The sequence below is a fragment of the Streptomyces sp. SAI-127 genome, from assembly GCF_029894425.1.
Lineage (GTDB): Bacteria > Actinomycetota > Actinomycetes > Streptomycetales > Streptomycetaceae > Streptomyces.
In genome coordinates this window covers 5,851,939-5,875,185 of record NZ_JARXYJ010000001.1, presented here as the reverse complement: position 1 = coordinate 5,875,185, position 23,247 = coordinate 5,851,939, and the positions used below count along the sequence as shown (strand labels likewise).

Annotated in this window: 18 protein-coding genes and 2 pseudogenes; 11 read left to right on the top strand and 9 right to left on the bottom strand. The window is 70.5% G+C overall.

What is annotated here, in order from left to right:
- Nucleotides 1–53: 53 nt before the first annotated feature.
- From M2157_RS26985 to M2157_RS26975, 3 genes and pseudogenes are all read left to right on the top strand, one after another.
- A pseudogene (locus tag M2157_RS26985) lies at nucleotides 54–591 on the top strand (IS5 family transposase); the annotation flags it as partial.
- A gap of 336 nt (nucleotides 592–927) precedes the next feature.
- Nucleotides 928–2,436 (top strand): family 43 glycosylhydrolase, encoded by a 1,509-nt coding sequence (locus tag M2157_RS26980; RefSeq protein WP_280866410.1) that lies wholly within the window; start codon nucleotides 928–930, stop codon nucleotides 2,434–2,436.
- 34 nt (nucleotides 2,437–2,470) lie between these two features.
- The gene (locus tag M2157_RS26975) at nucleotides 2,471–3,922 is read left to right on the top strand and encodes a family 43 glycosylhydrolase (protein ID WP_280858275.1); all 1,452 of its coding nucleotides are present in this window, start codon (nucleotides 2,471–2,473) and stop codon (nucleotides 3,920–3,922) included.
- A 16-nt stretch (nucleotides 3,923–3,938) separates the two neighbouring features.
- On the opposite strand, the gene M2157_RS26970 is transcribed toward M2157_RS26975, so the two are convergent.
- The gene (locus M2157_RS26970; protein WP_280866409.1) at nucleotides 3,939–4,541 is read right to left on the bottom strand and encodes a hypothetical protein; all 603 of its coding nucleotides are present in this window, start codon (nucleotides 4,539–4,541) and stop codon (nucleotides 3,939–3,941) included.
- A 200-nt stretch (nucleotides 4,542–4,741) separates the two neighbouring features.
- Between M2157_RS26970 and M2157_RS26965 the strand changes: the two genes are divergently transcribed.
- The 4 genes and pseudogenes from M2157_RS26965 to M2157_RS26950 all read left to right on the top strand — a co-directional run bounded on the left by M2157_RS26965 (nucleotide 4,742) and on the right by M2157_RS26950 (nucleotide 7,491).
- The gene (locus M2157_RS26965) at nucleotides 4,742–4,897 is read left to right on the top strand and encodes a hypothetical protein (RefSeq protein WP_280858278.1); all 156 of its coding nucleotides are present in this window, start codon (nucleotides 4,742–4,744) and stop codon (nucleotides 4,895–4,897) included.
- 251 nt (nucleotides 4,898–5,148) lie between these two features.
- A pseudogene (locus M2157_RS26960) lies at nucleotides 5,149–5,971 on the top strand (helix-turn-helix transcriptional regulator).
- Between the two features lie 38 nt (nucleotides 5,972–6,009).
- Nucleotides 6,010–6,954 carry an NADP-dependent oxidoreductase gene (locus tag M2157_RS26955; protein WP_280858280.1) on the top strand — a complete coding sequence of 315 codons (945 nt, stop codon included), beginning with the start codon at nucleotides 6,010–6,012 and terminating at the stop codon, nucleotides 6,952–6,954.
- A gap of 36 nt (nucleotides 6,955–6,990) precedes the next feature.
- Nucleotides 6,991–7,491 carry a cupin domain-containing protein gene (locus M2157_RS26950; RefSeq protein ID WP_280858281.1) on the top strand — a complete coding sequence of 167 codons (501 nt, stop codon included), beginning with the start codon at nucleotides 6,991–6,993 and terminating at the stop codon, nucleotides 7,489–7,491.
- Between the two features lie 87 nt (nucleotides 7,492–7,578).
- On the opposite strand, the gene M2157_RS26945 is transcribed toward M2157_RS26950, so the two are convergent.
- The 7 genes from M2157_RS26945 to M2157_RS26915 form a co-directional block, all read right to left on the bottom strand.
- Nucleotides 7,579–8,115, bottom strand: a complete 537-nt coding sequence (locus M2157_RS26945; RefSeq protein ID WP_280866408.1) for a DUF3455 domain-containing protein — start codon at nucleotides 8,113–8,115, stop codon at nucleotides 7,579–7,581.
- A gap of 133 nt (nucleotides 8,116–8,248) precedes the next feature.
- Nucleotides 8,249–9,706, bottom strand: coding sequence for an aldehyde dehydrogenase family protein (locus tag M2157_RS26940; protein WP_280868279.1), 1,458 nt, complete (start codon nucleotides 9,704–9,706; stop codon nucleotides 8,249–8,251).
- Nucleotides 9,707–10,143: 437 nt separating this feature from the next.
- Nucleotides 10,144–11,877 carry a D-aminoacylase gene (locus M2157_RS26935; RefSeq protein WP_280858283.1) on the bottom strand — a complete coding sequence of 578 codons (1,734 nt, stop codon included), beginning with the start codon at nucleotides 11,875–11,877 and terminating at the stop codon, nucleotides 10,144–10,146.
- A 14-nt stretch (nucleotides 11,878–11,891) separates the two neighbouring features.
- Nucleotides 11,892–13,010: an LLM class flavin-dependent oxidoreductase gene (locus tag M2157_RS26930; RefSeq protein ID WP_348541807.1), complete on the bottom strand. Its 1,119-nt coding sequence runs from the start codon at nucleotides 13,008–13,010 to the stop codon at nucleotides 11,892–11,894.
- Between the two features lie 129 nt (nucleotides 13,011–13,139).
- Nucleotides 13,140–13,910, bottom strand: a complete 771-nt coding sequence (locus M2157_RS26925) for an SDR family oxidoreductase (RefSeq protein ID WP_266517931.1) — start codon at nucleotides 13,908–13,910, stop codon at nucleotides 13,140–13,142.
- 11 nt (nucleotides 13,911–13,921) lie between these two features.
- Nucleotides 13,922–14,836 (bottom strand): LLM class F420-dependent oxidoreductase, encoded by a 915-nt coding sequence (locus M2157_RS26920; protein ID WP_280858285.1) that lies wholly within the window; start codon nucleotides 14,834–14,836, stop codon nucleotides 13,922–13,924.
- On the bottom strand, nucleotides 14,836–16,077 hold the full coding sequence (locus M2157_RS26915; RefSeq protein ID WP_280858286.1) for an amidohydrolase family protein: 1,242 nt from the start codon (nucleotides 16,075–16,077) through the stop codon (nucleotides 14,836–14,838). The genes M2157_RS26920 and M2157_RS26915 overlap by 1 nt, the downstream gene beginning before the upstream one ends.
- 199 nt (nucleotides 16,078–16,276) lie before the next feature.
- Between M2157_RS26915 and M2157_RS26910 the strand changes: the two genes are divergently transcribed.
- The 3 genes from M2157_RS26910 (at nucleotide 16,277) to M2157_RS26900 (ending at nucleotide 20,324) form a co-directional block, all read left to right on the top strand.
- Nucleotides 16,277–19,564, top strand: a complete 3,288-nt coding sequence (locus M2157_RS26910; RefSeq protein WP_280866406.1) for a BTAD domain-containing putative transcriptional regulator — start codon at nucleotides 16,277–16,279, stop codon at nucleotides 19,562–19,564.
- A 229-nt stretch (nucleotides 19,565–19,793) separates the two neighbouring features.
- Entirely contained in the window at nucleotides 19,794–19,958 is a 165-nt protein-coding gene (locus M2157_RS26905; RefSeq protein ID WP_280866405.1) for a hypothetical protein, read from the top strand.
- A gap of 180 nt (nucleotides 19,959–20,138) precedes the next feature.
- A complete protein-coding gene (locus M2157_RS26900) occupies nucleotides 20,139–20,324 on the top strand; it encodes a hypothetical protein (RefSeq protein WP_280866404.1) in 186 nt (61 codons plus the stop codon).
- Nucleotides 20,325–20,432: 108 nt separating this feature from the next.
- Here the strand turns inward: M2157_RS26900 and M2157_RS26895 are convergent, their stop codons facing one another.
- Nucleotides 20,433–21,989 carry a FadD3 family acyl-CoA ligase gene (locus M2157_RS26895; protein ID WP_280866403.1) on the bottom strand — a complete coding sequence of 519 codons (1,557 nt, stop codon included), beginning with the start codon at nucleotides 21,987–21,989 and terminating at the stop codon, nucleotides 20,433–20,435.
- A 105-nt stretch (nucleotides 21,990–22,094) separates the two neighbouring features.
- On the opposite strand from M2157_RS26895, the gene M2157_RS26890 reads away from it, so the two are divergent.
- Entirely contained in the window at nucleotides 22,095–23,246 is a 1,152-nt protein-coding gene (locus tag M2157_RS26890; RefSeq protein ID WP_280866402.1) for a lipid-transfer protein, read from the top strand.
- The last annotated feature ends 1 nt before the right edge of the window (nucleotide 23,247 follow it).

Genomic DNA, 23,247 nt, shown 5'->3' with positions numbered 1-23,247 from the left:
GCCGTGTTGTGAAAGTTGGTCTCGTCCCGAGCTTGTGCCGTGATGATCTCGGTGTGGGGCGAGGGGATCTCTCCGACGAGCAGTGGTCGGTGCCGGAACCGTTGTTGCCGGTGGTGGTGTTGGGCCGGCCGTCGGTGGGGCAACGGAAGCTGATCAACGGGATCCGGTGGAGGGTGCGGACCGGTGCTCCGTGGCGGGACCTGCCGCAGGAGTACGGCCGTGGCAGACGGTCTACGGGCTGTTTCGCCGCTGGCAGCGGGACGGCACCTGGTCTTGCTGACCAGGTTGCAGGCGCGGGCAGATGCGGCCGGGCTCATCACATGGGAGGTCAACGTCGACTCCACGATCTGCCGGGCCCATCAGCACGCCGCGGGCGCCAGCCGTCATGGACAAGCTCAGAAGGAGCCGCCGGGTGGGGTTGAGGCCGAGCCCGGAGATCACGCCCTGGGCCGGTCCCGGGGAGGCTTCACCACAAAGATCCATCTGGCCTGCGAGCAGGGTCAACGGCCGCTGGCCCTGCTGGTGACGGCCGGTCGGCGGGGCGACAGTCCGCAGTTCACGACCGTTCTGGAACGCGTTCGGGTGCCGCGCATCGGACCTGGCCGGGGAAGACCACGGCGCGGGTGAAGAAGTCGCACAGGGCCCCGAACAGCTCCGGGTCCGGGTGGCGGCTGCGGCCATCGCGTGCCTTGATGGCGCAGTTCAGGACAACCACGTGCGCGCGCCGGGCCCGTTCCGCAGCGTCCGGCCCGTTGGCGTCACTGGACCCATGGGCGGCAACCCGTGGGCCGGGTCTCGGTCCGGTTCACGGGAAGTCACGTAGGTGAAGTGCATGTGGACGAAACCGTTGACGGAATCATTACCCCCGCTTATCTTCTGACCGAATTTGCGAACAAGGTTCGAAATTACGGACAGGGACGGTCCCGCATGCCAAAGATGTCAGAGCAGCCCCCCGCCAGACGCCACAGGTCCCTGATCCTGTGTGTGCTCGCCGTACTGATCGCCATGGTGTCGGCGACGACCCCGGCCACCGCCGCCGAGGGCCGCCCATACACGAACCCGGTCAAGTCGGTCAAGGGGGCCGACCCCTGGCTCGAGTACTACAACGGCAACTACTACCTGGTCACCACGTCCTTCACCGGCGTGCTGACCATGCGGAAGTCGCTGACCCTGGCCGGACTCTCCACCGCTGCCAGCGTCCAGGTCTGGAGTGACACCACCTCCACCCGCAACACCAACATCTGGGCGCCCGAGCTGCACTTCCTCGACGGCCACTGGTACCTGTACTACTCCGCGGGGCAGAGCGGTGTCGCCTGCTGCGACTCCCAGCGCACCCACGTCCTGGAGAGCGCGGGCACCGACCCGATGGGCCCGTACACCTACAAGAACCAGCTGAGCGGCTCCAACCTCACCCCCGGCGGCTGGCTCATCGACGCCACCGTCCTCAAGGCCAACAACAGCCTGTACCTGATCGGCAGCGGCTTCATCAACGGCAGCAAACAGAGCCTGGTCATCGCGCCGATGAGCAACCCGTACACGCTGGCCAGCAACACCTTCACCATCATCTCCAGCCCCACCGCGAGCTGGGAGACCTCGGGCGCCGCGGTCAACGAGGGCCCGGAACCGCTGTACCACGACGGCCGCACCTTCCTCACCTTCTCCGCCAGCTACTGCCAGACCGCGGACTACAAGCTGGGCCAGCTGGAACTGACCGGTACCGACCCGCTGAACCCCGCCTCCTGGACGAAGAAGTCCACGCCGGTCTTCCAGCGCAACGACGCGGCGAGTGTCTACGGCCCCGGCCACAACGGCTTCTTCACCTCGCCGGACGGCACCGAGAACTGGATCGTCTACCACGCCAACGACACCGCGAACGGCGGCTGCGGCAACGGCCGTACGACGCGGGCGCAGAAGTTCACCTGGAACGCGGACGGCACGCCGAACTTCGGCACCCCGGTCGCGCTCGGCACCACGCTGCCCGGCCCCTCGGGCGAGACCGCGGCGACCCCGACCGCGTACACCCTGGTGAACCGCAACAGCGGCAAGTGCCTGGACGTGGAGGGCGGCAACACCACGGACGGCACCAACATCTTCCAGTGGAGCTGTACCGGCGGCGCCAACCAGAAGTGGCGCGTCGAGGACCTCGGCAACGACACCAGCCGACTGGTCAACGTCGCCACCGGCAAGGTCATGGACACCGCGAACTGCGCGACGGCCGACGGCACGGACATCGCCCAGTGGTCCTGGCTGAACAACAACTGCCAGAAGTTCCGACTGGTCTACACGGCCACCGGCGACTACGTGCGGATCGTGAACGAGAACAGCGGCAAGGTCGCCGACGTCGCCAACTGCGGCACCACGAACGGGACCGACGTACGGCTGTGGACCTGGCTGAACAACAACTGCCAGCAGTGGCGCCTCGTCCCCACGACCTGACCTCCCTCCGCACCCCGTGATCTGGAGAAACCCCTTGAGACGCAACGCCGTACGGCTGCTCACGGCCGTCCTCTTCGCCCTGGTGGGCTGCCTCGCCGGGCCCGGCACCGTCGCCCACGCGGCCGTGCCCGCCTCCCCCGGCGTGACCTACACCAACCCGATCGCCGAGAAGCGCGCCGACCCGCACATCTTCAAGCACACCGACGGCTACTACTACTTCACCGCAACCGTGCCCGAGTACGACCGCATCGTGCTGCGCCGCGCCACCACCATCCAGGGCCTGTCGACGGCCCCCGAGACCACGATCTGGACCAAGCACGCCAGCGGCGTGATGGGCGCGCACATCTGGGCGCCGGAGATCCACTTCATCGACGGCAAGTGGTACGTGTACTTCGCCGCGGGCTCCACCAGCGACATCTGGGCGATCCGGATGTACGTCCTGGAGGGCACCGGAGCCAACCCGCTCACCGCCACCTGGGCCGAGAAGGGCCAGATCAAGACGACGTGGGAGAGCTTCTCCCTCGACGCGACCACCTTCGTCGTGGGCGGCGTCCGCTACCTCTCCTGGGCCCAGCGCAACCCGGCCGAGAACAACAACACCAGCCTGTTCATCGCCAAGATGGCCAACCCCTGGACGATCACCGGCACTCCGGCGGAGATCTCCCAGCCGACGCTGTCCTGGGAGACGATCGGCTACAAGGTCAACGAGGGCCCGGCGGTGATCCAGCACGGCGGCAAGGTCTTCATGACCTACTCGGCCAGCGCGACCGACGCCAACTACTGCCTCGGCATGCTGACCGCCTCCGCGACGGCCGACCTGACCAGCCCGGCGTCCTGGACCAAGGGTTCGCAGCCGGTGTTCAAGTCGAGCGACGCGACCTCGCAGTACGGGCCGGGCCACAACTCCTTCACCGTCTCCGAGGACGGCAAGTCCGACATCCTCGTCTACCACGACCGCAGCTACAAGGACATCACCGGCGACCCGCTGAACGACCCCAACCGCCGTACCCGCGTCCAGAAGGTGTACTGGAAGGCCGACGGCACCCCCGACTTCGGCATCCCGGTCGCCGACGGTGTCACTCCGCAGCGCTTCTCGTCGTACAACTTCGCGGACCGCTTCATCCGCCACTTCGACTACCGCGGCCGGATCGACGCCAACGTCAGCCCGCTGGCCGACTCGCAGTTCAGGGTGGTCACCGGCCTGACCGGCAGCGGCACCGTGTCGCTGGAGTCGGCCAACTTCCCCGGCTACTACCTGCGAAGCAACGCGAGTTTCGAGGTCCGGCTGGAGAAGAACGACGGCACGGCACAGTTCGCGTCCGACGCCACCTTCTCCAAGCGGGCGGGTCTGTCCGACTCGGCCGGCGTCTCCTACGAGTCGTACGGCTCACCAGGCCGCTACCTCCGCCACTTCAACTACCTGCTGTACGTGCAGACACCGAGCACGGCCACGGACCGGGCGGACGCCACGTTCTACGCCCAGTAACACCTGCGGACGGCTCTCACCGGGGCCGCGGACCGGTGTCGAAGGCAGCCTCGATGGGGCGCTCGTCGACCGGGACGCTGCCCTGGGGCGGGCCGTTCAGTACCGCGCGTACTGCGGGTCCGATCGGAGGAGACGAGGATGCCGAAGCCGCCCGCCCGGCGGCCGGCTTCGACGTGCGCGCCGAGGTCACTGACGACCACGCACTCAGACGGGGCCGTGCACACCCGTCCGACCGCCAGAGGATCAGCCCCGGCTCCGGCACCTGGTAGTGGCAGCCGTCGTCGGGAGCGTGCGGACACGCCCCCTCACACGTCGAACGGGCCGGCAGGTCGTCGACCCGCCGCTCGACGGCGGACCTCGGCGTCGGTGAACACTCCGCGCGCCACACCGGACTGTTCGGTGACGAATCGCGGATCTCCGCTGCCGCGCCGCTGATCGCCTGATCGATGCCCAACTGCACTCGGGTGGCCAGCAGGACGGAGCCGACCATGTCGTCGGTGAAGCCGCGAGGGCTCGTCCGGGAGGCCACCAGCCTGCGGTGGGTGAACTCGTCGAAGCCGACCTTGCCGCCGTTCGCGCCGCTGCCGGAGTTGCCGAAACCTCTGCCAGGCGGTCGCACTGATCCCGGTCGCGTGGCCTGGACGGGCGGTGACGCCACGGGACGTCGCCGGTTTCTCCGATCTCCACCAAATCCTGACGGTGGCCACCGTCGGCGGTTCGTGGATCTTCGGCGTGTTCCCGGGCGCGGGCCCTGCTCACCTTCTTCGACGTGGACGTGAACAGCCCGGGCAGCCGTGTGGTTTCTCGGGGATGGACCTCATGATGGCCTGCATAGCGGGCGGGATCACCGCGACGATCGTCTCCAACAAGGTGAGCACACGGCTCCGCGGAGCGGCCGGGCCGCCGGGCGGCTCCGACCGGGGGGACAGCGGAGACAGCGCCGACGTGGACTCGGGCGGCTTCGACGGCGACTGAGCGGCGACGCTGAGCGCGATCCGGATCCCCCGGCTGGGACTCGGGCGCCCATGACGAGCGCCACGCCGTCGAAATGCGGGATCGACCGCCGCACGGCTGTGACAAGCACTTTCGAAACACGCCCTGGTCGTACGAGTCGTCTCCACCTGCCCCGCTCGCTCTGCCACGGACAACTTGTCCGTGGATAAGTCATGCCTTCATCCGGGTTCCGACTCACGCCACGCTTGCTCAGTCGAACAAGGGAGGCTGAGATGGACCGGGCGCTGCTGGCCGACTTTCTCCGGGCGCGCCGGGAGGTGCTGCAACCGGAGGACGTGGGGCTTCCCCGCGGGCCACGGCGTCGTACCGGGGGACTGCGGCGCGAGGAGGTCGCCGCGCTGGCCGGCATGTCGGTCGACTACTACAGCCGGATCGAGCAGCAACGCGGTCCGATGCCGTCCGAGCAGGTACTCGCCGGGCTCGCCCGGGGCCTGCACCTCGGCCTGAGCGAGCGCGACCACCTCTTCGACCTCGCCGGGCACTCGGCGCCACGTCGGGTCCTGCGCGAGGATCACGTCAGCCCCACCATGATGCGCATCGTCGAACGGCTCGCGGACACACCGGCGTTGGTGATGTCACGGTTCAACGAGACGCTGCTGCAGACCCGTCCGGCCATCGCTCTGCTGGGCGACTACACCCGCTTCACCGGCATGTCCCGCTACCTGGTGTACCGCTGGTTCACCGACCCCGCGCAACGCGAGCTCTACCCCGTCGAGGACCACGCCCTGCGCGGGAGGGTCTTCATCGTCGACCTCCGCGCGGCGTACACCGCGGACCCGCAGGGCCGGGCCGGCGAGATCGTCGCGGCGCTCCTGGCCACCAGCGCCGAGTTCGCCGAGGTCTGGCGTGCACGAGGTGGACGTCACCCACCACAACGACCTCAAGCGCTACCGGCATCCCGAGCTGGGCGAACTGGAGCTGTACTGCCAGCGCCTGATCGACCCCGACCAGGCCCAGGAACTGCTCGTCTTCTCCGCCACACCCGGCTCACCCAGCTACGAAAAGCTCCAACTCCTGCCCGCCGTAGGCGGTTAGGCATCGCACGACCCAAGAGTGCTTCGAAAGGATTTCCCATGAAGGCAGTACGTTTCCACGAGTACGGCGACCCGAGCGTCCTGCGTTACGAGGACGTCGAGCAGCCAGTACCCGGCGACGGGCAGGTTCTCATCCGGGTCGCCGCGACGTCGTTCAACGGTGTCGACGGCAACATCCGCGGGGGCTTCATGCAGGGCCCCATCCCGGTGACGTTGCCGCACACTCCCGGCATCGACGTCTCCGGCACGGTCGAAGCGCTGGGTGAGGGCGTGACCGGCCTCGAGACCGGCGATCAGGTCGTCGGCTTCCTGCCGATGGCGGGCGTCGGCGCGGCCGCGGAGTACGTGGTGGCTCCGGCCGAGATTCTGACGCCGGCGCCCCGGAGCATCCCGCTGCCCGACGCCGCCGCGCTGCCGTTGGTGGGTCTCACTGCCTGGCAGGCCCTGTTCGATCACGCGAAGCTGGCGCCGGGGCAGCGCGTGCTCATCAACGGTGCGGGCGGCGCGGTCGGCGGCTACGCCGTGCAGCTGGCCAAGAACGCCGGCGCGTACGTGATCGCCACGGCCGGCCCGCGCAGCAGCGAGCACGTCGGGACGGCGGGTGCGGACGAGGTCGTCGACCACACCGCCACCGAGGTGACCGCGGCGGTGACCGAGCCGGTCGACGTCGTGCTCAACCTCGCGCCGATCGACCCGGCGCAGCTGGCCGCGCTGCTCACGCTGATCGGTTCCGGTGGAGTGCTGGTGAACACCACGGTGTGGATGCCCGCGCCCAGCGACGAATCACGCGGTGTGCGCGGCATCGACCTGTTCGTCAACAGCGACGCCGAACAGCTGTCGCGGCTGGTGGCGCTGGTCGACTCCGGCGAGCTGCGCGTCGACGTGGCGCAGCGAGTGCCGCTGGCGGAGCTGGCGGCAGTCCACACCCGGGCCGCCACGGGCGAGCTGCACGGCAAGGTCGTCATCGTCGCGCCCGGCACCTGATCCTCACCCGACCGTCCCTTGAAGGAGACGACCCCGATGATCCCCGACGACGACCCGTCCCGCTCGCTGACCGTGGCGAACCCCGACGATCCCGGCACGACGTACATCTCTCTGGTGGGCAACACGTACGCCATGCTGGTCACCGGCGAGCAGACCGACGGCCGGTACTGCCTGATCGACATGCGCGTCCCCGACGGCGGCGGCCCGCCGCCGCACCGGCACGACTTCGAGGAGATGTTCACCATCCTCGAGGGCGAGATCGAGTTCACCTTCCGCGGCGAGAAGCACACCGTACGGGCCGGGTCCACGGTCAACATCCCGGCCAACGCCCCGCACAACTTCCGCAACGTCTCGGGTGCGCCGGCCCGCATGCTGTGCATGTGCACCCCCGCCGGCCAGGACGCGTACTTCACGCGCATCGGCGATGTCGTCGCGGGCAAGGACGCGCCGCCACCCCACCTGTCGGAGGACGAGCTCGCGGAGCGCCGCCGCCGCGCGGCCGAGTTGGCCTCGGCCTACCGGAGCGAGTTTTTGTGAGGGGCAGGAGCACATGAGCGAGCGGTGCGGCGGCGGCCCCCGCTCCTGCGGGGAGCCGCCGCCGCACCGTTCAGAGGGTCACGTGTGTCACTTGGCCGGCTTGTAGAAGGCGTACGTCGCGGTGTACGCCACGCTCACCTGGTCCGTGCCGGTGCAGGCGGTGGCCGGGGCGACCCCGCCCGTGGTGTTCAGGCGCTGTATGTAGGAGACGCCCGCGAAGACGCCCGTGCCCCGGGTGGCGGTGGCCTGGAGCAGGAGCTCGGGGATGGTGCCGGTCTTGGGGGAGCTGGCGATCGCCGCGGCGTTCACCGCGCTGCCGTCCACCGTGGAGACCCACACGGGGCCACGGGAGTGCAGGGCGACCGTGCGGCCTCTCCTGTCCGACAGGGTGGCGGCCGGCTCCAGGAGCTTCCAGGCACCGTCGGTGCAGGTGTAGGTCTGCACGCCCCGGGCCGGGTAGACGCCCGTCAGCTTGTTGCCGTCGGGCACCTTGAGGGTCGCGGGGGCCTTCACGGGCTTGAGCGCCGCATCGGCGGGGGCCGCGTTACCGGCGGTCGTCCCCAGGAAGGCGGTCGCGGCGGCGAGGGCCGCGGTGGTCAGGGCGAGTCGTTTGGTGAGCTTCAAGTCGGTTCTCCGGAAGGGTTCTTGACTGGTTTTCAGTTCAGCGACATCGATGTCGCCGCCCCCGGTCCGGGACTCTACGGGCCCGCCCGAGGGTTACCGGCCAGTTGGCCGAACCCCGTCCCGGTAAGCCGCCTCACCCCGGCCAGACGATCGACTGCACCTCGCTGTAGGCATGCAGCGCGTACGACCCGCAGTCCCGTCCGACCCCGCTGCTGTGGAAGCCTCCGAACGGCGCCTCCATGTTGCGGCCGACCGTGTTGACCCCCACTCCCCCGGCCCGTAGCCGCCGTGCCACCCGGAAGGCGCGGGCCACGTCCGCCGACCAGACGTAGTCGATGAGGCCGTAGTCGCTGTCGTTGGCGAGCGCGATGCCCTCCTCCTCGTCGTCGAAGGGCGTCACGGTCACGACCGGGCCGAAGATCTCCTCGCGGACCACCCGCATCTCCGGGCCGCAGTCGGCGAGCAGGGTGGGGGCGACGTAGAAACCCCGTTCCAGAGCGGGGCGTTCACCTCCCACGATGACGGAGGCGCCCTCCTTGCGGCCGAGTTCGACGTACGACTCCACCCGCTCCCGGTGCGCCGCCGAGATCACCGGCCCGACGACCGTCCCGGCCCCCCTGGGGTCGCCCACCTTCAACCGGCCTGCGTATTCGGCCAGTTGCTCGACGAGCCGCTCGTAGACCCCCCGCTGCGCCAGCACCCGCGTCGGTGCCGTGCAGATCTGTCCGCTGTAGAAGGAGAAGGTGGTCCCGATCCCGGCCACGGCGGATCCGAGGTCCGCGTCCTCGAAGACGACCGCCGCTCCCTTCCCGCCCAGCTCCATCAACTGCCGTTTCACGGAGCGCCCGCACACCTCGCCGATGCGCTGTCCGACGGCCGTGGAGCCGGTGAAGCTGACCATGTCGACGTCCGGGGAGTCGACCGCGGCCTCACCGACCTCCACGGAACGGCCGCTCACCACGTTCACGACCCCGGGCGGGACCCCGGCGGCCTCCAGAGCCTCCGCCATGCGGTAGACGGAGAGGGGGTCCTGCGGGGCGGGCTTCACGACCACCGTGTTGCCCATGGCGAGCGCGGGGGCGATCTTGCCCGCCGGGTTCGCCCAGGGGTTGTTGTACGACGTGATGCAGGTGACGACCCCCACGGGCTGCCGGACGGCCAGCGCGCCCATCACCGCGGCCTTCCCCATCGGCCCTGCCTCGTTGATCTGCGGCGGGATCGCCCACTCGGCGGGCTCGACCTGCGCGTACCGCCGGAAGCGGGCGACGGCGACGCCGACCTGCATCGCGCGGGCCGTGGCGGTGGTCGCGCCGGTCTCGGCCTGGGCGAGTTCGGCGTACGGCACCAGGCGGGAGCGCATGAGGTCGGAGGCGCGGGCGAGGATCGCCGCCCGCTCCCCCGCCGGCGTACGCGACCACGGCCCGAAGGCCTCGCGGGCCGCGGCACAGGCCGCGCGCACCTGATCCCGCGAGGCCTCCGGCGCCCACCCGACGGTCTCCTCGGTGGCCGGATCGACCACCGCGTAGTGCCCACCGTCCGGCACGACCCACTCGCCGCCGACGAAGAGCCGCTGACCGGTCGAGGGGCCGATCGAGGGATCGGCCGCGGGGCCGACCGCGAGCCCGATCAAGGGACCGGACGAGGGGCCGCCCGAGGGCCCGCCCGATGACCCCACCGAGGGACCATCCGCAGCGCCGGCCGAGGGACCGCTCGACGGACCGGCCGCGGAGCCGATCAAGGGATCGGTCGACGGACCGTCCGAGGGCCCGCCCGACCGACCATCCGCAGCACCGGCCGAGGGACCGCTCGACGGACCGGCCGCGGGACCGATCAAGGGATCGGTCGACGGACCGTCCGAGGGCCCGCCCGACCGACCATCCGCAGCACCGGCCGAGGCACCGACCCGCCCCCCGCCCGCCGAACCCGCCGAACCCACCGAACCGACCGAATCCACCGAGGACCCGACCTGCGCCCCCGCCGAAGAGCCCTCCCCGGAGCCCACCTCGTCCCTTCCCCCGCCCGCGGAGCTCACTTGGTGCTCACCGTCCGCGTGTCCCGCCCCGACCGCAGCACCCGGCCCGGTACGGCCCCGCTCACCACGTCGTCCCGGATCGCCTCGACTCCGTTGACCCATACCGCCCGTATCCCGATCGCCTTGGAGTCCAGCCGTGGACTGTCACCCGGCAGGTCGTGCACCAGGGTGGCCGTGCCCGCGGCGATCCGTTCCGGGTCGAAGAGGACGAGGTCCGCATGGAAGCCCTCCTCGATCCGGCCGCGCTCGCGCAGGCCGAACAGCCGGGCCGGGTCGTCGGTGAGCATCTTCACGGCCTGCTCCAACGACGTCAGCCGGCGCCCGCGCAGACAGTCCCCGATGAAGCGGGTCGTGTACGGCGCCCCGCACATCCGGTCCAGGTGCGCGCCGGCGTCGGACCCGCCGAGCAGCACGTCCTCGTGCTGCCAGGCCTCGGCACGCATCGCCCAGGACGCCGGGTCGTTGTCGGTGGGCATGGGCCACAGGACCGTACGCAACGAGTCGGCCGCGCAGATCTCGACCAGCGCGGCGAACGGCTCCTGCCCGCGCTCGGCCGCGATGTCCTCCACGACCCGCCCGCTGAGCCCGCGGTTCGTCTCGCTGTAGGTGTCGCCGATGACGTACCGCCCGAAGTTGGTCAGCCGCCGGAAGACCCCGGCCTCCTTGGCCTGGGACTGCCTGAGCAGTTCCTTCTGTACGTCGGGGTCGCGCAGTTTCTCGATCCGCTCGGGGACCGGCAGTGCGAGAACCGGTCCCCAGCCGGGGATCAGGTTCAGCGCGCAGAAGGTGCCCAGCGACATGTTCATCGGGGTGAGGATCGGCATGGTCAGCGCCACCACCCGGCCGCCCGCCTTCCGGGCCTGCTCGCTCGCGAACAGCTGCCTCGGCACCCGCTCCGGCACGGACGAGTCGATGGTCAGCACGTTCCAGTTCAACGGCCGCCCGGCCGCCGCGCTCATCTCCACGAACAGTTCGATCTCGGCATCGCTGAACTGATCGAGACACCCGGCGACGATCGCCTCGATCTGCGTCCCCTCGTGCTCCCCGACGGCCCGCGACAGGGCGAGCAGCTCGGCGGGGAGCGCGTGCCGGGACGCCACGGGCTTTCCGTCGCCGTCGGAGTGCGTGGACGACTGGGTGGTGGAGAAACCCCAGGCGCCGGCGTCCATGGCCTCGTGGAACAGCCGCAGCATCTGAGCGAGTTGCTCCTCGGACGGCTGTCCCCCGATGGCGTCCGGCCCCATGACGTACCGCCGCAGCGCGCAATGGCCCACCATGAAACCGGCGTTGACCGCGGTCCGGCCTTCGAGGGCGTCCAGGTACTCGCCGAAGGAGTGCCAGCTCCAGGGTGCCCCCTCCTCCAGGGCGACCAGCGACATCCCCTCGACCTTGGACATCATCCGGCGGGTGTAGTCGGCGTCGTCCGGGCGGGCCGGGTTCAGCGGCGCCAGGGTGAAGCCGCAGTTCCCGGCGGCGACCGTGGTGACCCCGTGGTTGAGGGAGGGGGTCGCGTACGGGTCCCAGAACAGCTGGGCGTCGTAGTGGGTGTGGGGGTCGACGAACCCGGGGGCGAGGACGAGTCCGGTGGCGTCCTCGCTGCTGCGGGCCTCCCCGGCGACACCCCGGCCGATCACGGCGATACGACCGTCCCGGATCCCGACGTCGGCGGTGAAGGCGGGCGCACCGGTCCCGTCGACAACGGTCGCACCCTTGATGACGTGATCGAGCATGGAACCGAGCCCCCTTATGCGGATTCGCGGAATCGGGTCGTCCGGTGCACCGGATCCGTGTCGATCTTCGGAATCACGTGCTCCCCGATGAGCCGGATCGTCTGCAGCGTCTCCTCCTTCGGCACCCCCACCGGCAGCCCGAAGCTCAGCTGGTCCGCCCCGGCCTGCTCCCACCGCTTGCACTGCCGGGCCACCTCGTCGGGATCCCCGCAGATCAGCAGCTCCTCCTCGATGAGCACCTCGACGAACTCCGCGGTGTACTCGGGCAGCGTCTCCGGCCACACCGGGAACCCCTCGGGCCGCGGGAAGGTGTCGTGGTACCGGAACACCAGGGACGGCAGATAGTGCAGCCCGCCGTTCACGGCGATCTCGATCGCCTCGGCGTGCGTCGGCGCGCAGATGGCCGTCGTCGTCACCATCACGTTGTCGTTGACGAAGTCCCCGATCGGCTCGGCGTCGACCACCGCCGTCTTGTACTGCTCGAGGACCCACTCCATGTCGGAGACCTTCTGCACGCTGAAGCCCAGCACCCCGAGGCCCTTGCGCGCGGCCATGGCGTACGACGGCGGCGACCCGGCCGCGTACCACATCGCGGGGTGCGACTTCCCGTACGGCTTCGGCAGCACCTTGCGCGGCGGCAGCTGCCAGTGCTTGCCCTGGAAGCCGGTGTACTCGTCCTGGAGCCACATCTTGGGGAACTCCGCGATGGTCTCCTCCCAGATCTCCTTGGTGTAGTTCATGTCGGTCACGTCCGGTATGAACCCGAGGATCTCGTGCGATCCCGCCCCGCGCCCGCTGCCGAACTCGAAGCGGTTCTCGGTGAGATGGTCGAGCATGGCCACCTTCTCGGCGACCTTCACGGGGTGGTTGACCTGGGCGAGCGGGTTGAAGATCCCGGAGCCGAGATGGATCCGCTCGGTCGCGTGCGCGAGGTACCCGAGGAACACGTCGTTGGCGGAGAGGTGCGAGTACTCCTCCAGGAAGTGGTGCTCGGACGCCCAGGCGTACTTGAAGCCGGACCGGTCCGCCTGGATGACGTACTCGGTCTCCTCCATCAGCGCCTTGTGCTCGGCCAGCGGGTCGGTCTCGGCACGCTTGCCCACGTATCCCTGTACAAAGAGCCCGAATTCCAAGGAGGTTCACCGTCCCCAGTCTGTCTCTGACACTCCTGTTTCTGACGCATCGTCAGATTCCTGATCTGCCGCCGACTGTGGCACCGGGCGCATACACCGTCAATAGCTGACGGCCAGTCAGATGTTCCGTCAGATGACGGAGACCCCGGCGAGCCACCCGCCGTCGATCACGAACGGCTGGCCGGTGATGTACGAGGAGTCGGCGGAGGTCAGGAAGAGCGCGAGCGCCGCCACCTCCTCCGGCCGCCCGATCCGGCCCAGCGGGACGACCTTGCGGTAGAACCGGTCGAGCCCCCGGGATGCCTCCTCGCCGTCCGCCGACGGGTCCAGGACGGCCGGGTTGGACATGGCGGTGTCGACGGCACCCGGGCACATGGCGTTGACCCGGATACCGCGCGGTGCCAGCTCCAGCGCGGCTACCCGGGTGAGCCCGAGGATCGCGTGCTTGGAGGCCGCGTAGGCGCCCACCCCCGCCATCCCGGTCACCCCGGTGTAGGAGGCGGTGTTGACGATCGTGCCGCCGTCGGACAGGACCGGCGCCACGGTCCTGATGCCGAGGAAGCAGCCGACCTGGTTGACGTTCACGATCTGCATGAACTCGTCGAGGGGGGTGTCGAGAAGGGAGTTGAAGCGCAGGATGCCGGCGTTGTTGACGAGCCCGTCGACCCGGCCGTACTCCTCGACGACGGCCTGTGCCGCCCGCCGCCAGTCGGACTCCTGACTCACGTCCAGGTGGACGTACAGCGCCCCGATCTCCTCGGCGAGCGCCTTCCCCTGCTCGTCCAGCACATCGCCTACGACGACCTCGGCGCCCTCCTCCCGGAACAGCCGGGCCTCCTGCTCGCCCTGCCCGCGCGCCGCGCCGGTGACGAGGACGACACGTCCGTCCAGCTTGCCCATGCGGTGACTCCTCAGAGGTGGGGGGCGGTGTCGGCGCCGAACGCCGAGATCTGGTCGATGAGTTCGGCTCGGTCGCGGCTGCGGAAGCGCACCTGGATCTGGTCCACGCCCATCGCGCGGTAGGCACGCAGGGACTCGGCGAGTTCGTCGGGCGCGCCGCTGAGCGTCCGGCGGCCGACGTCCCAGGTGGGCGTGCCGACGTAGAGCGGCTCGGCGATGGCTCCGACGCTGAACGGCCCGTCGAGGCCCGCCTCCGCCCGCAGCCGCCGTATCCGGTCGATCTGCGCGGGCAGCCGGTCCCGGGGGTCTCCCTGGGGCAGCCACCCGTCGCCCTTGAGCGCGGCACGGCGTACAGCGGCCGGGGAGGACCCGCCGACCCACACCGGTACGCGGGACTGCGCGGGCCGGGGACGCTGACCGAGACCCTCGAAGTCGTAGAACTTGCCGTGGTGTTCGGGGAACTCCTCGGGCCCCAGGGCCTTGCGCAGGGCGTCGATCGACTCGTCCAGGACGGCACCGCGACCCGCGAAGTCGACCCCGAGCGCCTCGAACTCCTCCTGCACATGTCCCGCGCCGACGCCGAGGATCAGCCGGCCGCCGCTCAGATGGTCGAGGGTGGCGTACTGCTTGGCGGTGAGCAGGGGGTGCCGCAGCCCGACCACCGCCACATGACTCAGCAGCCGCACCCGTTCGGTCACGCCCGCCAGGAAGGCGAGGGTGGCGACCGGGTCGTACCAGACCGTGCTCATCGCGGAGGCGAGGCGCCGTGGGACGGCCACGTGGTCGCAGGCCGCTATGTACGCGAACCCGGCGCGGTCGGCGGCCCCGGCCACCTCGGCGAGGTCTTCGGGCCCGGCGCCGGCCTCCCAGGGCTCGGCGTAGATCGTGCTCTGGGACTGGACGGGGAGCTGGATGCCGTACTCCATCACTTCGGACCGTCCCAGAGGCCGTCCGGGGTGAGGCCGAGCAGGTCGATGGCGTTGCCGCGGACGATCCGCTCCACCACGTCGGCGTCCAGGTGCCCCATCTGGGCCTCCCCGACCTCGCGGGACTTGGGCCAGGTGGAGTCGGAGTGGGGGTAGTCGGTCTCGTAGAGGACGTTGGCGACGCCGATGGAGTCGAGGTTGCGCAGCCCGAAGGCATCGTCGAAGAAGCAGCCGTAGACGTGCTCGGTGAAGAGCTCGGACGGCGGGCGGTGGACCTTGTCGGCGACGCCGCCCCAGCCGCGGTTCTCCTCCCAGACCACGTCGGCGCGCTCCAGGATGTAGGGGATCCAGCCGATCTGGCCTTCCGCGTACATGACCTTGAGGTTCGGGAAGCGCTCGAACTTGCCGCTCATCAGCCAGTCGACCATCGAGAAGCAGCAGTTGGCGAAGGTGATGGTGGAGCCGACGGCGGGCGGGGCGTCGGCGGAGGTGGAGGGCATACGGCTGCTGGAGCCGATGTGCATCGAGATGACCGTGCCGGTCTCGTCGCAGGCGGCGAGGAAGGGGTCCCAGTCGTCGGAGTGGACGGAGGGCAGGCCCAGGTGCGGGGGTATCTCGGAGAAGGCGACGGCGCGGACGCCCCGGGCGGCGTTGCGGCGAACCTCCGCCGCCGCCAGTTCGGCGTCCCACAGCGGGATGAGGGTGAGCGGAATGAGCCGGCCCTGCGCGTCGGGGCCGCACCACTCCTCCACCATCCAGTCGTTGTAGGCCTGGACGCAGAGCAGGCCCAGTTCGTGGTCCTTGGCCTCGGTGAAGGTCTGGCCGCAGAAGCGCGGGAAGGTCGGGAAGCAGACGGCCGACTGGACGTGGTTGACGTCCATGTCGGCGAGGCGGGCGGGAACGTCGTACGACCCCGGGCGCATCTGCTCGTAGGTGATGACCTCCAGCTTGATCTCGTCCCTGCTGTAGCCGACCGCGGTGTCGAGGCGGGTGAGGGGGCGCTGGAGTCCCTCGTACAGCCACCAGTCGCCCAGGGGTCCGTCGTCCCCGGGGGCGCCCATCACGGGCTTGAAGCGGCCGCCCAGGAAGCTGATCTCCTTGAGCGGGGCGCGGACTACGCGAGGGCCGGTGTCGAGGTACTTCTTCGGGAGCCGGTTCTGCCAGACGTCGGAGGGCTCCACCGTGTGGTCGTCGACGGAGATGATCTTCGGAAGTGCCGTCGTGGTCTCCATGGCGCTCACGGTAGCGCCGATCTGACGGTCCGTCAGCTGGGTGGGGGGCGGCCGATGACGACGGTTCCTGTGCGGAAGTGTGCGGAGAGAGGGTGAGGACCTTGTGACTTACCGCGCGCCCATCTGTGATCAGCCTCTCCACAGCTGACGCATCCGCCATGGACAAGGCAAACTGACGGGGTTGTAAACAGGCCCTAGGGGGACGGCGATGGACGGTGTACCGCGGGTGCCGGAGCAGAGGCGTCCCGGCTCCTCGGCGGGGGCCGGGGAGGACACGGGCCCGGCGGCGGGAGCCGGGCAGCACATGGGCCTCGCGACGGGGGTCGGGGAGGGCCCGGACCCCGCGAGCGGAGCCGTGCAACATGCGGGCGGCGTGGCGGGAGCCGGGCAACACACCAGCCCCGCGGCGGGAGTCGGGGAGCAATTGGACCCCGCGGCGCGAACCGGGCAGCACACCAGCCCCGCCGGCGGAGCCGAGCACCACACCAGCCCCGCGACGGGAGTCGAGGAGGACACGGGCCCCGCGACCGGAGCCGGGCAGCACACCAACCCCGCCACCGGAGCCGAGCGACACTCCAACCCCGCCACTACGCCCGCCCCGTTGCGCTTCAGTGTGCTCGGGCCCGTGCGTGCCCGGCGTGGGGACGAGGTGCTGAACACCGGCTCGCCCCAGCAACGTGCCCTGCTCGCCGCCCTGTTGCTGCGTGAGGGACGTACCGCGACCGCCGCCGAGCTGATCGACGCCCTGTGGGGGGAGGAACCGCCCTCCCAGGCCCTGGCGGCCGTTCGCACGTACGCCTCACGGCTACGGAAGATTCTCGACGCCGGGATCCTGGTCAGCGAGTCCGGCGGTTACGCGATCCGTGGGCTCGGTGAGGACGCGCTCGACCTGGCCGCCGCCCAGGAACTCGCCACCCGGGCGGAGAAGGCCCGCAGCGCCGGGGACCTGTGCCAGGCGCGGGACGCGCTGACCCGGGCGCTGGCCCTGTGGGACGGCGAGGTACTCGCGGGAGTGCCGGGGCCGTACGCCGAGGCACAGCGCGTGCGCCTTCAGGAGTGGCGGCTGCAACTCCTCGAAACCCGCCTCGACATGGACCTCGAGCAGGGCTGCCACGCCGAGGCGGTCTCCGAACTCACCGCCCTCACCGCCGAACACCCCCTGCGCGAACGCCTGCGCGAGCTGCTCATGCTGGCCCTGTACCGCTCCGGCCGCCAGGCGGAGGCCCTCGCCGTCTACGCCGACACCCGCCGCCTGCTCGCCGAGGAACTCGGCGTCGACCCCCGCCCCGGCCTGCGCGAACTCCAGCAGCGCATCCTCCAGGCCGACCCCGGCCTCGCGGCCCCCGCCTCCCCGCAGCCCGAACCGGTCGCCGCCCCCGTCCGGCCCGCACAACTCCCGGCCACCGTCCCGGACTTCACCGGCCGCGCTTCCTTCGTCACCGAACTGAGCCAGGTGCTCGCCTCCGGATCCGAGGGCCGTGTGATGGCGGTCTCCGCGCTGGCCGGCATCGGCGGCGTCGGCAAGACCACCCTCGCGGTGCACGTGGCCCACCAGTGCCGCGCGGCCTTCCCCGACGGGCAGCTCTACGTCGACCTCCAGGGCGCGGGCTCCCGGGCGGCCGAGCCGGAGACGGTCCTGGGCGCCTTCCTCAGAGCCCTCGGCACCGCCGACTCCGCGATCCCGGACTCCCTCCAGGAGCGGTCCGCCCTGTACCGCTCGGTCCTCGACGGCCGCCGGGTCCTCGTCCTGCTCGACAACGCGCGCGACGCGGCCCAGATACGGCCCCTGCTGCCGGGCACGGAAGGCTGCGCGGCCCTGGTGACCTCCCGGGTCCGCATGGTCGACCTCGCCGGGGCCCACCTGGTCGACCTGGACGTGATGTCCCCCGACGAGGCCCTCCAGCTGTTCACCAGGATCGTCGGCGAGGAACGGGTCGCCTCCGAGCGCAAGGCCGCCCTCGACGTGGTCGCCGCCTGCGGGTTCCTCCCGCTCGCCATCCGCATCGCCGCCTCCCGTCTGGCGGCCCGCCGCACCTGGACGGTCTCCGTCCTCGCGGCGAAGCTCGCCGACGAACGCCGCCGCCTCGACGAACTCCAGGCCGGCGACCTCGCGGTGAAGGCCACCTTCGAACTCGGCTACGGCCAGCTGGAGCCCGCCCAGGCCCGCGCCTTCCGCCTGCTCGGCCTCGCCGACGGCCCGGACATCTCGCTGGCCGCGGCCGCCGCGGTGCTGGATCTCCCCGCGGAGGACACCGAGGACCTCCTGGAGGCCCTGGTCGACACCTCCCTGCTGGAATCGGCGGCGCCCGGCCGCTACCGGTTCCACGATCTCGTACGGCTCTACGCGCGTGCGTGCGCGGAACGCGACGAGTGGCCGCCCAGCGAGCGGGAGGCGGCGCTGTCGCGGTTGCTGGACTTCTATCTGGCGACCGCGGCGGCCGTGTACGCCATCGAGCGTCCCGGCGACCGGCTGGTGAATCATCTCGCCGCCACGGAGTATCCGGGGCTGACCTTCCCGGACCGCCGGGCGGCGCGGGACTGGCTGTACACCGAGGCGAACTGCCTGCTGTCCTGCGCCCGCCAGTGCGCCGGCCGGCCGGACACCCTCCGGCGGGCCGTCGACTTCCTGTGGGCCGCGGTCGACCTCTCGGAGTCCGGGGCCAACTCCAAGGAGTACGAAGCCACCGCGAAGGCCCTGCTGGACGCCGCCCGGAAGATCGACGTACCGCAGGTGGAGGCTCGGGCGCTGATGACCCTGGCGCACGCCCACCTCGACGGCGGACGGTTCGACATGGCCGACCAGGAGGCCGAGAGGGTGATACGCCTCGCCCACGAGGCCGACGACCTCCTGCCCGTCTGCTGGGCCCACAACGCCCGGGGCGTCATCGGTTTGTACCAGGGCCGCAACGCGGATGGCGAGAAGCACCTCTCCCAGGCCTTGGAGCGCTTCCGCGCACTCGGCGACCGTCCGGGCGAGGCCAGCGCGCTGTGCAATCTCTCCCGGATCCACCTCGCGACGGAACGCACCCGCAGTGCCGTGGCCCTGGCCCAGGAGGGCATGGAGATCTACGACGTCACGGGCAACTCCATGCGCGGCGCGAACGGCCGGTACGCCCTCGGCATGGCACTCACGCAGAGCGGGCGGCTCGACTCCGCGGCCGATCGGCTCCTCGAAGCGCTGGAGGTCTTCCGCGACAGTAGGCAGCGACTGTGGGAGGGCATGACCCTGTTCCGCCTGGCGGAAGTCGACATCGCCGGGCGTCGCTACGCCCAGGCCGCAGCGAACGCCGAGATGGCGCTGACGGTACTGCGCGGTATCGGCGGAGAGTGGCGGCGCGGCAACGTTCTCACCGTGCTCGGCCATGCCCTCACCGGTATCGGTCACACGGGCCGCGCCCGGGTGTGCTGGGAGGAAGCCATCCGGATCTACGAGGCGTTGGGTTCTCCGGAGGCGGCAGCCGTCCGTGCGCTGCTGGCTCCTGTGCAGGCCGCCTGACAAGCCCGCCCGGCCTCCGGTTCGGCGTTCATCATTCGTTTATCGCCGACGTCCATCCTCAAGGGCAGTCGATCCGTCGCGTCGGGGGGCAGACGGATCGGCGCGCAGGGGCCGCACACCGGCGAATTAGAGTGAGCGGCCCAAGGCCCGCCCGGCCACCCTCGGGGGAGTGACCGGGCGGGCTCTGCCGATCCATACACGAAGCACACCAAGCGGGGAGCGAATGACCATGAGTGACAAGTCGATCGTCAAGCCTGAAGACATCCACGCCACGTCGGAGCCCGCCGAAACCGAGGTCGCCGACGGCGAAGTGACCACCCTGGGCGACATCCACGCCACCGACGAACCCACGAAGACCGACGACATCCACGCCACCTCGGAACCGACGAAGTAAGCCTTCCTCGCACGGGGATCGGCCGCGGCGGCGCGGAGGGGGAGCCGTCGCGGCCGAGGCGCGTCAAGGGTGCCCTTCATGCCATTTCCTGACTCAAAACATTCGATCGACTCGAACAATCGTCCCCCTTGAAGCTAGCGTCACTTGCTGCCCGTAGGTCCCCTCCCAACAGGAGACGAAGTGACCCGTAGCAAGAAAGTCCTCGCCACCATCGCTCTGGTACTCGGCGCCACTGCCGCCGCCGCGAGCCCGGCACTGGCCGACAACCACGCCACCGTCTCACCGCAGGACAACCACGCCACCATCGTGACTCCGCAGGACAACCACGCCACCATCGTGACTCCGCAGGACAACCACGCCACCTGATCGCGCTCTGAACGATCGGCTGGTGGGGCCGAGCCAAGTCCGGCCCCACCAGCGGGACCGCCGCTGAACTGTCGACTTCGCAGTCCAGGGCCACCGGGCTTAGGTGACCTAGCGGACCCGGCCTCGCAGCTCCCCCTTCACCACCTTCCCGCTCGCGTTCCGCGGCAGCCCCGTCACGAACTCCACCGTTCTCGGCACCTTGTAGTTCGCCATCTCCCGACGGGCCCAGGCGATGAGGTCGTCGGCGGTGAGGACCGAGCCCGGGCGGCGGACCACGTACGCCCTGCCGACCTCGCCGAGCCGTGCGTCGGGCACACCCACGACCGCCACGTCGGCCACCGCCGGGTGCAGCCCGAGCAGTTGCTCTATCTCCGCCGGGTAGGCGTTGAAGCCGCCCACGATGAACATGTCCTTCAGCCGGTCGGTGATCCGCAGGTTTCCGGAAGCGTCCAGGACTCCCACATCCCCCGTGCGCAGCCAGCCGTCCTCCGTCACGGCCTCCGCGGTGGCCGCCTCGTCCTCGTAGTAGCCGCGCATCACGTTGAAGCCGCGGACCAGGACCTCGCCGGGCTCGCCGGCCGGCGCCTCGACCCGCACCTCCGTCCCGGGGATGGCCCGCCCGGACGTCGACGCGATCACCGGCAGCGGGTCGCCGCGCCGGCACATCGTCACGATGCCGCTCGCCTCCGAGAGGCCGTACGCGGTCAGGACCGTCTCCACGCCCAGCTCGCCGTGCAGTTGCTCGACCAGCCTGAGCGGCACCACCGCCGCGCCCGTCACCACCAGGCGCAGCGCGGACAGGTCGTGGGAATCCCGCGCCGGATGGTCGAGGAGCGACTGGTGGAGGGTCGGTGGGCCCGGCAGCACCGAGACGCGTTCCGCCGCGATGTTCGCCAGCACGGTGTCGACGTCGAACACCGGCTGCGGGATCATCGTCGCCCCGCGCATCAGACAGGCGATCACCCCGGCCTTGTAACCGAAGGTGTGGAAGAAGGGGTTGACGATCAGGTAGCGGTCGCCCTGCCGCAGCCCGGCCAGTTCGCACCAGACCTCGTAGGCCCGCAAGGTCTGTTCGTGGGTGATCACCGCGCCCTTGGGGCGGCCGGTGGTCCCGGAGGTGAAGACGATGTCCGAGGGCCAGGACCCCTCGACCGCCGAGGCCCTCGCCCGTACCTCGGACCGACCGACCCCGTCCCCGCTCGCCAGGAAGTCCTTCCAGGTGCGGAAGTCCGCCGGGGCGTCGTCCGACAGCACCACCACCTGTTCCAGCTCCGGCAGCTCCGGCCCCTCCGCGACCGCCCGGCGCAGGGACGCCACGTACGACGTCCCCAGGAAGGTGCCGGTCACGAACAGCAGCCGGGTCCGGCTCCGGCGCAGCACGTCCGCCGCCTCGGCGCCCTTGAAACGGGTGTTGAGGGGCACCAGTACCGCGCCCGCCGACACCGCGCCCAGCGCCGAGACCATCCAGTCCAGGGAGTTGGGGGCCCAGACGGCCACCCGGTCGCCCGGCCGCACGCCGTTCGCCATGCACGCGGCCGCCGCCCGCTCCACGCGGGCGCCCAACTCGCCGTACGTGACCCGGTTCCGGCCCTCCACGACCGCCTCCGCGGCGGCGTACCGCTCCGCGGCCCGGGCGACCAGATCCGGGATGCTCCGCCACTCCATGTCGGCCTCCCCGAAAGCGGAAACACGTTAGCTGACTACCCGTCAGATTAGCTGTAGCCTGACGGGCTGTCAGCAGGCCTCACAGTGTGCGGAGGTGCGTGCAGCGTGACCCTCAAGGACGCCACGGCGATCGTCGGCATCGGACGGACTCCCTTCGCCAAACGCCTCGCCGAGGACGAGAGAACCCTGGCCTGCCGGGCTGTTCTCGCCGCCCTCGACGACGCCGGGATCGCCCCCGGCGAGGTCGACGCCCTGGCCTCGTACACCATGGAGGAGACGGACGAGGTCGAGCTGGCCAAGGCCGTCGGCCTCGGCGACCTCACCTTCTTCAGCAAGGTCGGCTACGGCGGCGGCGGTTCGTGCGCGACGGTCGCGCATCTCGCGGCGGCGATAGCGAGCGGCCAGGCCACGGTCGGCGTCGCCTGGCGGTCCCGCAAGCGCGGCTCGGGCCCCCGTCCCTGGACCAACACCAGCGTCCAGCTGCCGACCCCGGCCCAGTGGACGAGACCCTTCGGCCTGCTCCGCCCCGCCGACGAGATCGCCATGCTCACCCGCCGCTACCTGCACGAGTACGGGGCCACCCGCGACCACCTCTTCAACGTCGCCCTCGCCTGCCGCAACCGCGCCAACCAGAACCCCGCCGCGATCATGTACGACCGCCCCCTGACCCGCGAGATGTACATGTCCTCCCGCTGGATCAGCGAACCCCTCTGCCTCTTCGACAACTGCCTGGAGACGGACGGGGCGTTGGCCTGTGTGCTGGTCAGCCGGGAGCGCGCCCGCGACTGCCCGAACGCCCCCGTCTACGTCCACTCCGCCGCCCAGGGCCTGCCCGCCCAGCACCACGGCATGGTCAACTACTGGAACGACGACCCGCTCACCGGCCCCGCCTGGACCGCCGCCCGGCACCTGTGGAAACACGCCGACTTCACCCCGCAGGACGTCGACGTGGCCCAGATCTACGACGCGTTCACCTCCCTCGTCCCGCTCTCCCTGGAGGGCTACGGATTCTGCGGTCGCGGAGAGGGCGGTTCCTTCACGGAGGGCGGGGCCCTGGAGATCGGCGGACGGCTGCCGATCAACACCGGGGGCGGGGGGCTGTCCGAGGCCTACGTGCACGGCTTCAACCTCATCGACGAGGGCGTACGGCAGCTGCGCGGGACCAGCACCGCCCAGGTACCGGACGCCACCACCTGCCTCGTCACCGCCGGCGAGGGCGTCCCCACCTCCGCCCTGCTGCTGACCAACAGGAGCTGAC

Coding starts and splice junctions, on each gene's coding strand:
- M2157_RS26935 (WP_280858283.1), bottom strand. CDS start 11,877: ATGCTCGATCACGTCATCAAGGGTGCGACCGTTGTCGACGGGACCGGT.
- M2157_RS26980 (WP_280866410.1), top strand. CDS start 928: ATGCCAAAGATGTCAGAGCAGCCCCCCGCCAGACGCCACAGGTCCCTG.
- M2157_RS26905 (WP_280866405.1), top strand. CDS start 19,794: ATGAGTGACAAGTCGATCGTCAAGCCTGAAGACATCCACGCCACGTCG.
- M2157_RS26920 (WP_280858285.1), bottom strand. CDS start 14,836: ATGGAGTACGGCATCCAGCTCCCCGTCCAGTCCCAGAGCACGATCTAC.
- M2157_RS26910 (WP_280866406.1), top strand. CDS start 16,277: ATGGACGGTGTACCGCGGGTGCCGGAGCAGAGGCGTCCCGGCTCCTCG.
- M2157_RS26895 (WP_280866403.1), bottom strand. CDS start 21,989: ATGGAGTGGCGGAGCATCCCGGATCTGGTCGCCCGGGCCGCGGAGCGG.
- M2157_RS26955 (WP_280858280.1), top strand. CDS start 6,010: ATGAAGGCAGTACGTTTCCACGAGTACGGCGACCCGAGCGTCCTGCGT.
- M2157_RS26965 (WP_280858278.1), top strand. CDS start 4,742: ATGATGGCCTGCATAGCGGGCGGGATCACCGCGACGATCGTCTCCAAC.
- M2157_RS26950 (WP_280858281.1), top strand. CDS start 6,991: ATGATCCCCGACGACGACCCGTCCCGCTCGCTGACCGTGGCGAACCCC.
- M2157_RS26925 (WP_266517931.1), bottom strand. CDS start 13,910: ATGGGCAAGCTGGACGGACGTGTCGTCCTCGTCACCGGCGCGGCGCGC.